The sequence below is a fragment of the Algoriphagus sp. CAU 1675 genome (assembly GCF_029222925.1).
Taxonomy (GTDB): domain Bacteria; phylum Bacteroidota; class Bacteroidia; order Cytophagales; family Cyclobacteriaceae; genus Algoriphagus.
In genome coordinates this window covers 826001-841559 of sequence record NZ_JARHUI010000001.1, presented here as the reverse complement: position 1 = coordinate 841559, position 15559 = coordinate 826001, and the positions used below count along the sequence as shown (strand labels likewise).

Genomic DNA, 15559 nt, shown 5'->3' with positions numbered 1-15559 from the left:
TTAAATGAAAAATCACCATGGATATTAATTATTTTAAAGAAAAACTGGAGAAGCTAAACGAAAAATCCAGCGCTCAATTTGGAGAGATGACTCCGCAACACATGGTGGAGCATTTAACCCTAACTCTTAAACTTTCTTCCGGAAGAATCCAGATTCCAGAGTTTGAGCCTAATGAAGCCCAGCTGGAAATGAAGCGGAAATTACTGCACACAGATATGGAATTTCCCAAAGGAATCAAGATGAAAGGCAGCGAGAGCGGCTTGCCTCCCCTCCGGTTCCCGGATCTGGAAACGGCCAAGACCAAATTACTCCAAGCCATCGAGGAGTACAATACCACCTATTGGAACAACACAAAACTCAAAACCATCCATCCCCGCTTTGGATATTTAAACCATATGGAATGGGAGCTTTTTCACCACAAGCATTTTCAGCATCATTTCAATCAGTTTGGAATTTGGTAATAAAAAAAGGTCTCAAATTTGAGACCTTTTTTATCAATTGACATAAGTAAACCCACTTATGCATTTTCATATTCTTCTACTGGAATACAGCTACACACCAAGTTTCTGTCTCCATAAGCAGAGTCTATTCTTCTCACGGAAGGCCAGAATTTATGGTCTTTCACATAGCTCAATGGGAACACCGCTTTCTCTCTTGTGTAAGGAAGATCCCAGCCCTCATCCATTACCATAGCAGCGGTGTGAGGAGCATTTTTCAAAACATTGTTCTCTTTATCTGCACTTCCATTTTCAATCTCCTGGATTTCGGCTCTGATAGAGATCAAGGCATCACAGAATCTATCCAACTCAGCCTTAGTCTCTGATTCAGTAGGCTCGATCATCAAGGTACCCGCCACAGGGAAAGAAACAGTGGGTGCATGGAATCCATAATCCATCAATCGCTTGGCAATATCCTCCACTTCGACACCAAATTCCTTGAAGCCTCTACAATCCACGATCATCTCGTGTGCAGCACGACCTTTGGATCCTGTATAAAGGATGGGATAATGCTCAGAAAGTCTTTCTTTAATGTAGTTGGCATTGAGGATGGCCATTTTGGTGGCATTGGTCAACCCGTCCCCACCCATCATGTTGATATAGGCATAGGAGATAGGCAAAATGCTCGCACTTCCATAAGGAGCGGCAGAGATAGAAGACACTGCATGCTCACCACCCGTTTTGACAATTGGATTTCCAGGTAAGAATGGAGCCAAGTGTGAAGCCACACAAATTGGTCCCATACCAGGTCCGCCTCCACCGTGAGGAATACAGAAGGTCTTATGGAGATTGAGGTGACAAACGTCTGCTCCGATTCTACCCGGAGAAGTCAATCCTACCTGAGCATTCATATTAGCTCCATCCATATATACTTGACCACCGTGCTCATGGATAGTGGCGCAAATTTCCTGAATTGCTTCCTCAAACACCCCGTGAGTGGATGGGTAAGTCACCATAAGAGCAGAAAGATTACTGGCATTCTCTGCTGCTTTTGCTTTAAGGTCATCCAGATCAATATTTCCTTTTTCATCACACTTCACCAAGACAACCTTCATTCCTGCCATTACGGCTGAAGCTGGGTTGGTGCCATGGGCGGAAGTTGGGATCAAAGCCACATTTCTGTGCCCTTCCCCTCTGCTGATATGGTAAGCACGGATCACCATCAGTCCTGCATATTCACCCTGCGCACCGGAATTTGGCTGAAGGGAAGTATCTGCAAATCCGGTAATCTCGGTCAACCAAGTTCTCAGATTTTGGAACAATTCCTGATAACCCAAAGCCTGATCCAAAGGAGCAAATGGGTGAATCTGACCAAATTCAGGCCAGGTGACTGGAATCATTTCAGCTGTCGCATTCAATTTCATGGTACAAGAACCCAAGGAAATCATGGAATGAACCAAAGAAAGATCTTTTGCTTCCAATCGCTTGATGTAGCGAAGCATTTCATGTTCGCTGTGGTACTCGTTGAATACAGGGTGAGTCAGATAGTCAGACTTTCGAACCAAGGTCTCAGGAAAATTAAGCTCCAAAGCAGAAACTTTCTCATCCAGACTTGGAACAGTAATCCCTTTGGAAACAGCGAAAATCTTCACGATCTCAGCAACATCTTCCAAAGTCTTGGTCTCGTCGAAGGAGATGAAAATATTTCCTTCTTCATATCGGAAGTTCATCTCAGAAGCAAGAGCCAATCCTTTTACTCTTTCCTGAGACACTGCATTCATTTTAATTTTGATGGTATCAAAATAAGCTTCTTCACTTGTTTTGAAGCCCATTTCCTGAAGAACCTGAGCGGTCAACTTTGCAAGACCATGGGTACGCAAAGCCATATTTTTCAGGCCTTCTGGACCATGGTAAATTGCATAGAAACTGGACATTACCGCTAAAAGAACCTGAGCGGTACAAATATTGGAAGTAGCTTTTTCTCTCTTGATGTGCTGCTCTCTGGTCTGCAAAGCCATTCGATAAGCCTTGTTTCCAGCTCGGTCTACAGATACCCCGATGATTCTTCCCGGAATCTGTCTCTTGTATTCGTCCTTGGTGGCAAAATACCCAGCATGCGGTCCACCATAACCCATTGGCACACCAAATCTTTGAGAAGAACCTATAACTACATCCGCTCCCATTTCACCCGGAGGGGTCAAAATGGTCAGCGCTAACAAATCTGCCGCAAAGGCTGTCAGTACTTTATTCTCTTTAGCTGAGGCGATCAGCGATGAATAATCTCTTACAGCTCCGTCACTGTCTGGGTACTGGAACATCACCCCGTAAAGTTCCGGGTCAGTTAGGTCCAGTTCAGCAATCGGCCCAAATACCAAATCAATTCCGATAGGCTCTGCCCGGGTAATCAAAACTGCTTTCGTCTGAGGAAAAACCTTCTCATCAACAAAAAATTTATTCGCAGTCTTTTTTTCTCTTGATTTCACCGAGTGTAGCATAGTCATGGCTTCTGCGGCAGCTGTTCCCTCATCCAACAAGGATGCATTGGCTAGCTCCATGCCTGTCAAATCCATTACTACGGTCTGGAAATTAATCAAAGCTTCCAATCTACCCTGCGCGATTTCAGCCTGGTAGGGAGTATAAGCCGTATACCACCCCGGATTTTCCAGTACATTTCTCAAAACCACCCTTGGAACCATGGTGTCGTAATAGCCCATTCCAATGAAGGATTTGAAAACCTTGTTTTTGGACGCAAGCTTTTTGAAGTCTTTCAAGAACTCAGACTCCAGTTTCGCCGGGGGCAAATTCAGAGGTCTTTCCAGTTGAATGGATTCGGGTACAGTTTGATTGATCAATTCCTCTAGGGAAGAGGCTCCGATTTTCTTCAACATCACCGCGATTTCTGCTTCTGTCGGGCCATTGTGTCTGCTCTCAAATTTGACAGCATTAGAAAGGTTAATCTTCATATAGGATATGGGGAAGCTTTAATGAATATTTGGGTTAAGAAACACGATTAATTTCCGGGTGCAAAGGTACAATTTATTGAAGTATAATACTTTTGATCCTTTCAAATATTTACCCGGCCTTGCAGCAATATTTACAAGCGGTTGATGTATGGGTTGAAAAATTATATAAGTTTAGCCTCTGTAAAACCCAAATCAATGAAAAAAGGACTTTTATTAACAGGAGCGCTTGCACTGGGTCTGGCGTGGACCTCATTAGCGCAAAACCCAACACAAGTAAAATACGCCAACACCATTACGGCTGAAGACCTCAAAGAATACCTTACATTTCTCGCATCCGATGAAATGAGAGGAAGAGATACCGGGTCTGAAGAAGGATTAATCGCCGCCAATTATCTGGCTGACTTTTACAAAGAACTCGGTCTGGCTGGACCAGTTGATGGAAGCTATTTCCAAAAGGTTCCTTTGGTCAGCACCCGATATGAAAAAGTGACTCTCCAGATTGGAAAAACGAAGTTGGCAGAAAACGAAGACTTTGTATTCAACGGTGACGGCGACATGAAAAAAGCTGTTAAAACAGAATTGGTTTTCCTCGGCTTGGTCAATGATGAAAACCTGGCTAAAGTTGATGTGAAAGACAAGCTGGTCGGAATCTGGGCCGTGGGCCAAAGAAGTAACGGCCTAGTGGGAAAAGTAATGGATGCCGGTGCAGCGGGTATTGTGATTGTAAGCATGGAAGGTCAGGCCAACTTTGACCGAATCGCCAATCGATCCAAGACTCTTGCAGGAAAAGGAAGAATCGGTTTTGAGAGAGAAACCGAACAAAGACCCATCTACATGGTCAGCTCTGAAAAAATGGGGCAACTTTTCGGAACTCCAGTAGAAGATTTGAAAGAGGCTGCAAAATCCAACCCTGAGTCCATCAAATCCCAAAAAGCTTCATTCCATGTTCAAAAAACTGTGACTCCTGTTGAAGCATACAACGTAATGGGCTTCTTAGAAGGAACTGACAAGAAGGATGAGGTCTTGGTTATTTCCTCACACTACGACCACGTAGGCGTTAGCTCCACAGGGGAAATATTCAACGGAGCAGATGATGACGGTTCGGGAACTGTTTCTGTGATGGAAATTGCGCAAGCTTTTGCTACTGCCGCTAAAGAAGGCAATCGACCAAGAAGATCTATCCTGTTTTTGAATGTGACAGGTGAAGAAAAAGGATTGTTGGGTTCTCAGTATTATTCCGAAAACCCAATCTTCCCAATCGCCAATACTGTAAATAACATCAATATTGACATGGTGGGTCGTATTGATTATGAATACCAGGATGCAGAAAACAAGGACTATGTCTATGTGATCGGTTCGGAGATGCTTTCTACCGATTTGAAAAAAATCAACGAGTATAACAACATCACCTATACGGACTTGATTTTGGACTATCGCTATGATGCTGAAGATGATCCAAACAGATTCTACTACAGATCAGATCATTATAACTTTGCGAAGTTCGATATTCCGGTGATCTTCTTCTTCAACGGAGTTCACGATGATTACCATCAGGTGACAGATACAGTTGATAAAATCGAATTCCCACTGATGACTAAGCGGGCGCATTTGATTTTCCACACAGCTTGGGATCTGGCAAATAGAGAAAAGCGAACTCGAGTAGATGGAACGAACACTCGAGGAGAGCGATAAGATTGGAAAAGGGTCTCAGCTGAGACCCTTTTTTACTTTCCTACTCGGATAGAATTGTAATTTTTTTCCTGAAATAGTAATTCATGTTCTTGCAATAACTTAAACATTTCAATCTTAGTCGAAACATCATCTGAGCATAAACTAGAAATCAATGCTTCCCATATTCTGCGCTTTCGAGTTTCCGAAAAATCATACCCATCTCTAAGGTAATGTACAGAAGCATTGGGGTAAAACTCTCCAATAACATCAAATGATTTAGGGTCTAAAAGCAAATTGTAAACCCCACCCACCAAAATTATTTTGGAGGAATATGCTTTTCCACGATCGTAATTTGTCCCGTTGAAGTATTCCAAAGACATTGTATTCGATCTTAGACTTGAAGAGAGTAAGCCCAAAAAATGGCCAAATAGCCCTAAATCATAGATTCCAATATCCAAATAATGCTCAAAAGCTCTTGCTTCTAATCCTAGACTTATTTCTTTTTGACTTTCTGAAAAAGAAGTTTTTACAAATTCTTTAATTCTCGATTCTAGCAAACTATCTCGAATAGGCTTGTCCATAAAAAAGTAAGGTTCAGAAGATGTAATTGAGAATCTTACAATTTGATCAGTTGAGTATTCTTTGAAAATTGAATCAAACCCTTCTAAAAGATCCCAAAAGCTTAGATTTTTTGGAATGTCTAGAAGCAGTGGATTTAAACTAACCATCTTTTCTACATTATTTGGAAATTCATGAAGATAGTAGTGAATAAGGCCTGCACCACTTCCAAACCCGATTAAAATTGCTGAATCATCCCCTAAAATTTCTTTTCGGACCACTTCTATATCTTTGATGATTTGACCTCGACTTAACCAGAGATATTTTTTATCAGATTCTATACCGGTGTTTTCTTCAATAAATTGGTTCAAATAAGGGGAAGAATACCTTCCATGGATTTTTATCAGATTGAATCCGGTAAATTCCAATTCTATCAAGTCACCTAATCCTAAATAATCATCAAGTGGATCAGCATGAGTAATGATAGTTTTCTTTTTAGAGTCAAAAGGTTGTTGAATAGAATATTCAATTTTGACTTTTATGGAATAGGGGTCTTCATGATCCAAGGGAACTTCTATCCAATCTGAATGACCAAAAGATAAAAGGAATATGAAACCAAAAAGACTCATGATTAATTTACTTTAAACTTAAATACGTCAAACATCAAAAAATCCTCATTTAAAAGAGAGTCTCCTGGGTGAGCTTTATTGAGATAAAGTCCATTTTCATTGACAAACCAATTGTTAATTTGGTAAGTGCGGTCTGGAAGAGGGACAGTCTGGATTAGCTCTAAATTTTCATCAAAGACTCTCAAAATCTGGCTTTTATCCAAGTAGGTTTTGTAAGAATTAGCATCTGGGCTATCCCAAACAATACTGTAAATCAAGTTTCTCCAAGGATCAGGAATTGGTGATAAAAAATGTGGGTTTTCAATGGCATGCTGATCATAGGCTTGAGGATCGTTGGTTCGAGGAATAGTTGGTACTACCTCTAATCCAGACTTTGAGGTTTTACTCAGTTTTTTATCCTCCAGATGGAAGGCGTTAATTGAAGACTCATACTGATAATTGAAAATCAATTGACTGTCAAGCTTCCCGTAAAAGCCCAAATATGTCATAAATCCTACCTGGCCCGCAACAGATTTAAAATATTCTGAATGATAAATAGGCAATATCTCTACCTCAGTAGTTTCCAAATTCAAGGAAGTCATAATTGGTAAATCACCTAACTCATTGGGGTCAACTCCCATTTTATTCATAAAAAAATACACAGATTGGCGTTCTGAATCATAGTATAATTTGAAATAAAAATTACACTGTGGAATCCCGAAGTTCAATTCGCCATAAATCTGAAATAGGTCCCAAGATTGATTTTTACTCAAATCACCATTTAAAAGATGAAGTTTACCTAATTCGTAGACGAAAATGGAATCTGAAGATTGAACAAAAATTGACTCAATTTTACCAATCCCGTTTGGGCCCTCAAACTCTAATTTTTTTGATACTATAACTTCACCTTGATCCAGATTAAAAAAATCTAAGCTATGCCTTTTATCGTTATAGCCTACTAGAATTAGATCCTTTTCATTCGAAATGGATGATTGTACTTGATAGGAATTTAAGTATTCTGAGTTAATTGAAATCCCAATTTCATCTTTATCAAAAGTAATGTTATCTGGTTTTTTTGATTTTGAACATGAAACCAAGACAATAAAGAAAAAAAATCCAATGTTAATTTTCATGATTTTTATTAATTAAGAAGCCGTCATTCAAATCTGACGGCTTCTTGTTCAATTATTTTTTTTATTTATTTTTTTCTAGTTTCTTGATGATCAACAATTCGCCCAAGAATCGCAATCTTGGCTTGTTGAATAACCAGCCCCACACCCAGACATAGACATGGTTGTCGAACACCAAATCCTTTTACAAGGAAATTCCATTCCCATCATTATCATAGGACAACCATCATCTTCGCCTCCAATGACTTGGGCTTCAATTTCTGAAACATTCATAAAAAATGCACCGATAATGCTAAAGCCTAAAATTCCAAGTTTTAAAATCGTCTTTTTCATTTTGTTTGATTTTAGTAAAACATCGCTTATCGAAGCCATTTTGACTCCGGGGAAAAATCGGTGATTGGCCAATACCTTGATCTTTAAAACTAAAGCCTAATTCTTGAACTCGCAAGTGATTTTAGAAAAAAAAAAAAAAAATAATTAGTTAGTTTAAATTACTGAATATCAGGAAGAATTTTTTTTAATTAATTCTTCCTATTCTTAGTCTTCAACTGATTCCTGTTCTTTTTATTTCCTGACTTTCTCGCCTTGATTTTTTCTCCTTTGCCGATGTTCTTTTTCGGTCTGGCTTTCTTGTCATGAAAAGCTCCTTTGTAATCCGGATTTTCTTTCTGTTTCAGTTTATCCAGTTCCCGGGCATAAATCTGCTTTTCAGCAAATGGAGTTTCAGTAATGGTCACCGGTTTCGGAATTGCCAATTCAGGCACCTCCATCCTGATTAATTGTTCAATCTTTTCAAAATGCCAAGCTTCTGCGGGGTTGATAAAAGTGATCGCCTTTCCTTCCTTTTCAGCGCGGCCTGTTCGCCCGATTCTGTGGACATAATCCTCATAAATCAAGGGCACATCAAAATTGATCACATGGGAAACCATAGACACATCCAATCCACGGGAAGCCACATCAGTTGCCACCAAAATCCTGACATCCCCGGCTTTGAAGTCATCCATGGAATTGATCCGGGTATTCTGTCCCTTATTGGCATGGATGACACGCACCTGGCCAAATTTGCTCCTGGACAGAAATTGGTACACCTCCTCGGCATTTTTTCTGCTTCGGGTAAAAATTATAGCCCTGGTCACTTCCTCCAGCAGTAGAAGATGCTCTAGTAAGTGAAGCTTGGTCCGGATATTTGGCACAAAGTATTTGACCTGGGCAATGGTTTCTGCGGTGGTCGCTGAGGGAGTCACCTCCACCCTTTCTGGAAATTCCAGAAACTCCGCAGCAAGTCCCTCGACACGAGGTGCAAAAGTCGCTGAGAAAAGCAGGTTTTGTCTCTTGACCGGTATAACTTCCAAAATGGCCCGGATCTGAGGCATGAATCCCATATCCATCATTTTGTCCGCCTCATCCAGAACCATGGTTTTAAGCTCCTTGGTCAGAATTACTCCTTTTTTGTAAAGGTCCATGAAGCGTCCAGGTGTGGAAATGATAAGATCTACCCCAGCCTCAATCTGTTCTATTTGGGTTTTCGGCCCAATTCCCCCATAAAGGCTTACGATTCTTAGGTCTGTGTATTTTCCCAATTGATGACAAACCTCCTCTATCTGCATGACCAACTCCCGAGTGGGTGCCAGGACCAATGCCCTTGGCAAAGTACCCTGGGCGTATTTTACCTTCATCAGTAAAGGCAGAACATATGCTGCCGTTTTCCCGGTTCCTGTCTGGGCAATTCCCAAAACATCATGACCAGCCAACGCCAAAGGGATCGCTTTTTCCTGAATCGTTGTTGGATTGGTATAGCCAGACTCGGTCACTGCGTCCAATAGTTGCCGATTCAGCTTAAATACATCAAAACCTACCGCCTCATTGCTCATGATTCATTAATTTTGGGGGGAAAACGAAATTGAAATAGCGAAAAGATGAAAAGTATTCTGATCACCGGTGCAAATATAGTCAATGAAGGCCGGATAAGTCCGGGAGATGTTTTGATCCAGGAAGGTCGTATTGCAAAAATCGGCCAAAACCTGTCCAGTGAAACGGCAGATATCCATATTGATGCAAAGGGAAAGCACCTGCTTCCGGGTGTTATTGATGATCAGGTGCATTTCCGTGAACCAGGATTGACGCACAAGGCAGAAATCTACACAGAAGCCAAGGCAGGTGTAGCCGGAGGAACGACTACCTACATGGAAATGCCCAATACGGTACCCCAGTCTGTTACAATTGAACTCTTGGAGGAAAAATACAAGCGGGCTTCCCAAGTTTCTCTTGCCAACTACTCGTTCTTTTTCGGTGCTACCAATGACAATTTGGAAGAAATCCTCAAGGTAAACCCAGAAAATGTCTGCGGGGTCAAAGTTTTTCAGGGCTCTTCTACAGGAAACATGTTGGTGGACAACCCGGAGGTTCTGGAAGGAATTTTCCGGGAGTGTAAAATGCTGATCGCTATCCATTCCGAAAACGACAATATCATCAAAGCAAATCTGGAAGCCTTCAAGGAAATATATGGAGAGGATATTCCTGTGAAATTCCATCCAAAAATCAGATCAGAGGAAGCATGTTACGATGCCTCCAGCCGGGCGGTAGCCTTGGCAAAGAAGCATGGTACCAGACTGCATATCCTCCATATTAGTACTGCCAAAGAATTGGAACTCTTTGACAACACAATCCCTCTCGAGGAAAAGAAAATCACTGCTGAAGCCTGTATCCACCACATGTGGTTTTCGGAAGAAGATTATGAGACCAAAGGGAATCTTATCAAATGGAACCCTGCGGTCAAAACGGCCAAAGACAGGGATGGGATTTTCCAAGGGGTTTTGAATGACAAAATTGATGTGATCGCTACAGACCATGCTCCACATACCTTGGAAGAAAAATCCCAGCCTTACACTAAAGCTCCTTCTGGCGGTCCTTTGATCCAGCACAGCTTGGTAGCGATGTTAGACTTCTACCACCAAGGAAAAATTTCCCTTGAAAAAATCGTGGAAAAAATGAGCCACAATGTGGCCAAGCTATTCCGGATAGTTGACAGAGGTTTTATTCGTGAAGGATATTATGCTGATTTGGTACTGGTTGATCTCAACGATCCTTGGACCGTAAGTAAGGAAAACATCCTTGCAAAGTGTGGATGGTCTCCTTTTGAAGGACATACTTTCCAGTCAAAAGTGTCCCATACGATCGTTTCTGGACACTTAGTTTATGAGGAAGGCATCTTCCACGAGGAGAAAAAAGGAGAACGGATTATTTTTTCTACAAATAAATAAACGGCTTCTTGCGCTAAACAATCATTCTACTTACTTTTGCAAACCAATTGGGAGAAAAGCCCCAAAAAAGCTAAAAATGGTGATTGTAGCTCAGCTGGTTAGAGCGCTGGTTTGTGGCACCAGAGGTCGCCGGTTCGAATCCGGTCTTTCACCCAAAACCCCTCATTATGAGGGGTTTTTCATTTACACAGGTTTTCATTGGCACAACATTTGACCAAAACTGTTCAAACTAAACCAACTTGAGGATGTTTACTTTGTTCCAATCCACTCCCAGATTTCCGGTAGTAAAACCCATCAATATCCAAATGGTAAAAAGCTACATGATGAAATTCGAAGAATCGCTGAGGAATTTTGAGGAAATTCAAAAAGATCCGATTCGATTTTAAGACAATTCGCTAAAGGTTATGGAAACATAACCTTTATTTTTTTGCTTTTGATTTTTTCTATCATTACAAAACTCTATTTTCAAGGAATACAACTTTTACCCTATGAGTTATATCCATTTTGATAAAACACAATTGATAAATTTGAATTACTCTCTGGAAAGAGAGACAATTCGGACGAATCGCTCCGGTACCTATACCAGTACCACCATTATTGGATGCAACACCCGGAAATACCATGGACTTTTAGTGGTCCCACAGCCTCAAATCGACGCACAGAACCATGTCATGCTCTCAACCGTACACGAGACCGTAATTCAGCATGGAGCGAGCTTCAATCTTGGCATCAGCAAATTCCCCGGAAACTATTCACCAAGAGGACACAAATACCTAGAGGATTTTGACTCCGAACCTATCCCCAAACTCACCTACCGGGTTGGAGGAGTTTTGCTTCAGAAGGAATTGATCCTTGATACCAACCGGGACCGTGTGATGATCCGATACACCCTGCTCGATGCTCATTCGCCTACCAAAATCCGGATCGCACCCTTCTTGGCTTTTAGAGGATATCACAATCTTTCCAAAGCAAACAACTTCATCAACAAAAAATTTGAACCGGTTCCGGACGGAGCCAAGTTTCAACTTTACGAAGCATACGATCCCCTTTACCTGCAACTTTCGAAAGAAAATGAATTCGTACCTGCCCCGGATTGGTATTACAATATTGAATACATTCAAGAGCGGGATCGGGGCTATGAATATCAAGAGGATTTGTATGTTCCAGGATATTTTGAATTCGATATCAAAAAAGGCGAATCTGTAATCTTCTCTGCCGGACTGACAGAAGCAGATCCCTCCACCAGACAAAATGCCTTCGAAAAGGAAATTGCCCGGAGAATCCCAAGAAACAATTTTGAAAATTGTCTAAAAAACTCCGCTACACAGTTTATCCGCCTGAGAAACGGGGACACCAGAATCATAGCCGGATACCCTTGGTTTGGATGGTGGGGAAGAGACACCTTCATTGCGGCACCTGGCTTGACGCTTGCCACCGGGGATACCGAGACTTTCCTAAACATCATGGACACTATGTCCCGAGATCTGAAAGGCCCACTTTTCCCCAACATAGGAAGCGGCTCAATGACCAATATGAACTCGATAGATGCCCCCCTCTGGTTTTTCTGGTCCCTGCAGCAATACATTTATTTTACTGGAGATAAAAAAACAATACAAACCAGATACCTGGACAAATTAAAAGGGATCATTGACGGCTACCGAACTGGAACAGACTTCAACATTCATATGCTTGAAAACGGCCTGATTTACGGAGGACAGGAAGGGATTGCCCTTACCTGGATGGACGCTGTGACCCCGGATGGTCCAGTAACTCCAAGAATGGGTTGTCCTGTAGAAATCCAGGCGCTATGGTACAATGCATTATGCTTTTACCATGAACTAACCGGTGATACCGAAATAGAAGCCTTAGCTTCAAAAGTAAAGGACTCATTCCTAAATGAGTTTTATGATGAAGACAAAGGATATCTTGCCGATGTAGTCAATGCGGGTCAAAAAGATTGGTCTATTCGACCGAACATGGTATTTGCCACTTCTTTACCCTACACCATGCTAAGCGAAAACCAGATTGATGAAATTCTGGAAATCACGAAATCAAAGCTCCTCACCAATCGAGGTTTAAGGACTCTTTCTCCAGAAGATCCAGCTTACAAGGGGTATTACTTCGGAAATCAAATCAGTCGGGACAATGCATATCACAACGGCACCGTTTGGGTTTGGCCCCTAGGTCATTTTGTTGAAGCCTATATAAAGCTCCATGGTAAATCCGGAGCAAACTTCATCAAAAAAATCATTCAAGGCTTTGATGGAGTAATGACCCAATACGGCGTAGGAACCGTTGCGGAAATATACGATGGAGATGCGCCCCATAGACCTAAAGGCTCAATTTCCCAGGCCTGGAGCGTTGCTGAATTACTTAGAATGATGGAATTGGTAAAAAGAATCTAAAATTACTTTTTTATGAAAGTTTTAATGTTTGGGTGGGAATTTCCGCCACACATCTCGGGAGGACTTGGAACTGCATGTTATGGATTGGTCAAAGGCTTGGCCCACCACAATCAGGACATCATCTTTGTGGTACCCAAACTCTGGGGAGACGAAGAACCATTGGCCAGCTTTGTCAATGCCAGCGATGTCAGCATTGACTACCGGGAAAAAAGATTCAAGAAGCTTTGGAAAAACCTAACCTATCTGGAAGTCAGCAGCTTTTTAGTCCCTTACCTCGGCCCTGAAGCATTTGAAAAATTCACAGATTATGCGATACATGACCGAAGCGATGTGGATGAAAGTATTTTCTCCACCAAATACGAATTCAGCGGAAAGTATGGAAAAAACCTCATGGAGGAAGTTTCCAGATATGCATTGACAGGAGCCCAAATCGCCCGAGACCGAAGTGACTTTGACATCATTCACGCCCATGATTGGCTTTCCTTTCCGGCAGGTATTGCTGCGAAAGAAATAAGTGGAAAACCACTGGTTGCTCATGTCCATGCCACGGAATATGATCGATCCGGCCAGTCTGTAAATCAACCCGTATATGACATCGAAAGAGCTGGAATGGAGGCCGCCGATCACATTTTGGCGGTTAGTCAACTGACCAAAAACACCATTGTCAAATACTACGGAATACCGGAACATAAAGTAAGTGTCCTGCATAATGCAGTACTGGATGCCAGCATCATCAAATCCAGCTATAATAAAACTGTACCGGAGAAAATCGTCACATTTTTGGGCAGGATCACATTTCAAAAAGGACCTGAATATTTTGTCGAAGCCGCAAAAAAAGTCATTGACAGAGACCCTAATGTGCGCTTTGTCATGGCAGGTTCTGGAGACCTACTCAACCGCATGATTGATCGGGTAGCCGAACTCAGAATTGGCACGAAATTCCATTTCACTGGATTTCTAAAAGGGGACGACGTGGATCACATGTATGCCATTTCTGATGTCTATGTGATGCCTTCAGTTTCCGAACCTTTTGGAATTTCCCCTCTGGAAGCGGTAAGACACAATACTCCGGTAATTATTTCAAAGCAATCCGGAGTAGCCGAAGTACTCAACAATGCCATCAAAGTGGATTTCTGGGACATCGACTCCATGGCAGATTCCATATTCGCATTGCTCCACTACGACGGGATTTCCCGCATGTTTAAAGAGTTGGGAAGCGAAGAACTGAAAAAATTGAAGTGGGAACATGTGGCGGCCAAGCTGGTCACTGTTTATCAAAATATTTTATCTAAACAATCATGAGAACCATCTGCTTTTACTTTCAAGTCCATCAACCTTATCGCCTCAAGCCCTATCGTTTTTTCGAAATAGGCGATGATCACTATTACTGGGATGATTTCAGCAACCGAAGCATCATTCGTAAGGTAGCTCAAAAATGTTACCTGCCTATGAATGCCTTATTGTTAGAATTGATCAATCAACACAAGGGAGCATTCAAGGTAGCCTTTTCCATTTCTGGTACTTTTTTGAATCAAATGGAAGAATATGCTCCAGATGTACTTGAAAGTTTTCAGAAATTAGTGGCAACAGGACATGTGGAATTGTTGAATGAAACTTATGCCCACTCATTGGCTTCCCTGAAAAGCAAAGAGGAATTTCAGCGCCTGGTACAAAAACACCAAGATAAAATCAAGCAGCTATTCAATGGCTATACTCCCAAAACATTTAGAAATACAGAGTTGATCTATTCGGATCAGATCGGAGCTATGGTTGCGGAAATGGGATATGAAACCATCTTGACCGAAGGCGCCAAGCATATCTTGGGATGGAAAAGCCCAAACTACCTCTATTGTAATTCCATCGAACCCAAACTGAAAGTACTCCTGAAGAATTTCCAGCTCAGTGATGACATTGCCTTCCGATTTGGAAATCGCTCTTGGGAGGACTATCCTTTGACAACTGAGAAATTTATCAAGTGGATTAATGCCATACCGAAAGAGGAGGAAGTGATCAATCTCTTTATGGATTATGAAACCTTTGGAGAACACCAATGGGCTGAGACAGGAATATTCGATTTCATGAAGCGCCTCCCAGAGGAAATCTTCAAACATTCTGATTTCAATTTTTCCACTCCATCAGAAGTTGCCGCTGCGCTTTCTCCAGTCGGAAAAATCCATGTCCCCACCCCAATCTCCTGGGCGGATGAAGAGCGGGACCTTACAGCTTGGCTGGGGAACGACTTACAAGATGAAGCCTTCGAGCGGCTATATGAACTGGAAAACAAAGTCAAGGGAATAGATGATCCGGAGATTCAACGAGATTGGGATTACCTTCAGACTTCCGACCATTTCTACTATATGTGTACCAAATTCTTTTCTGACGGAGACATTCATGCCTACTTCAGCCCCTATGACTCCCCGTATGAGGCATTTATCAATTACATGAATGTCCTGAGTGATTTTATTTTGAGGATTAAAGAGAAAGAAAAAGTTGCCACCACCTTGTAAATGAAAAAGACCGGATTAAA

12 protein-coding genes and 1 tRNA gene are annotated in these 15559 nt (G+C 41.7%); 8 read left to right on the top strand and 5 right to left on the bottom strand.

Going from position 1 to position 15559, the window contains the following annotated elements:
* Positions 1-17 precede the first annotated feature (17 nt).
* The gene (locus tag P2G54_RS03655; RefSeq protein WP_275868273.1) at positions 18-461 is read left to right on the top strand and encodes a DUF1569 domain-containing protein; all 444 of its coding nucleotides are present in this window, start codon (positions 18-20) and stop codon (positions 459-461) included.
* 56 nt (positions 462-517) lie between these two features.
* Here P2G54_RS03655 and gcvP read toward each other — a convergent pair whose 3' ends face one another.
* On the bottom strand, positions 518-3400 hold the full coding sequence (gene gcvP / locus P2G54_RS03650) for an aminomethyl-transferring glycine dehydrogenase (protein WP_275868272.1): 2883 nt from the start codon (positions 3398-3400) through the stop codon (positions 518-520).
* A gap of 195 nt (positions 3401-3595) precedes the next feature.
* Between gcvP and P2G54_RS03645 the strand changes: the two genes are divergently transcribed.
* Complete coding sequence (locus tag P2G54_RS03645) at positions 3596-5092, top strand: M28 family peptidase (RefSeq protein WP_275868270.1); 1497 nt, start codon at positions 3596-3598, stop codon at positions 5090-5092.
* 32 nt (positions 5093-5124) lie between these two features.
* Here the strand turns inward: P2G54_RS03645 and P2G54_RS03640 are convergent, their stop codons facing one another.
* The 4 genes from P2G54_RS03640 to P2G54_RS03625 form a co-directional block, all read right to left on the bottom strand.
* A complete protein-coding gene (locus P2G54_RS03640) occupies positions 5125-6258 on the bottom strand; it encodes an alpha/beta fold hydrolase (protein ID WP_275868268.1) in 1134 nt (377 codons plus the stop codon).
* 2 nt (positions 6259-6260) lie between these two features.
* A complete protein-coding gene (locus tag P2G54_RS03635) occupies positions 6261-7370 on the bottom strand; it encodes a DUF4221 family protein (protein WP_275868266.1) in 1110 nt (369 codons plus the stop codon).
* Positions 7371-7460: 90 nt separating this feature from the next.
* Positions 7461-7700 carry a hypothetical protein gene (locus P2G54_RS03630; RefSeq protein WP_275868265.1) on the bottom strand — a complete coding sequence of 80 codons (240 nt, stop codon included), beginning with the start codon at positions 7698-7700 and terminating at the stop codon, positions 7461-7463.
* Positions 7701-7888: 188 nt separating this feature from the next.
* Positions 7889-9238, bottom strand: coding sequence for a DEAD/DEAH box helicase (locus tag P2G54_RS03625; RefSeq protein ID WP_275868263.1), 1350 nt, complete (start codon positions 9236-9238; stop codon positions 7889-7891).
* 45 nt (positions 9239-9283) lie between these two features.
* Between P2G54_RS03625 and P2G54_RS03620 the strand changes: the two genes are divergently transcribed.
* The 6 genes from P2G54_RS03620 (at position 9284) to P2G54_RS03595 (ending at position 15539) form a co-directional block, all read left to right on the top strand.
* On the top strand, positions 9284-10627 hold the full coding sequence (locus P2G54_RS03620) for a dihydroorotase (RefSeq protein WP_275868261.1): 1344 nt from the start codon (positions 9284-9286) through the stop codon (positions 10625-10627).
* 78 nt (positions 10628-10705) lie between these two features.
* Positions 10706-10781: transfer RNA gene (locus tag P2G54_RS03615), tRNA-His, on the top strand.
* Between the two features lie 91 nt (positions 10782-10872).
* Positions 10873-11013, top strand: a complete 141-nt coding sequence (locus tag P2G54_RS03610) for a hypothetical protein (protein ID WP_275868259.1) — start codon at positions 10873-10875, stop codon at positions 11011-11013.
* Positions 11014-11115: 102 nt separating this feature from the next.
* The gene (locus P2G54_RS03605; protein WP_275868258.1) at positions 11116-13032 is read left to right on the top strand and encodes an amylo-alpha-1,6-glucosidase; all 1917 of its coding nucleotides are present in this window, start codon (positions 11116-11118) and stop codon (positions 13030-13032) included.
* A 12-nt stretch (positions 13033-13044) separates the two neighbouring features.
* A complete protein-coding gene (locus tag P2G54_RS03600; RefSeq protein WP_275868256.1) occupies positions 13045-14334 on the top strand; it encodes a glycosyltransferase family 4 protein in 1290 nt (429 codons plus the stop codon).
* Positions 14331-15539: a glycoside hydrolase family 57 protein gene (locus tag P2G54_RS03595; protein WP_275868255.1), complete on the top strand. Its 1209-nt coding sequence runs from the start codon at positions 14331-14333 to the stop codon at positions 15537-15539. The genes P2G54_RS03600 and P2G54_RS03595 overlap by 4 nt, the downstream gene beginning before the upstream one ends.
* Positions 15540-15559: the final 20 nt, after the last annotated feature.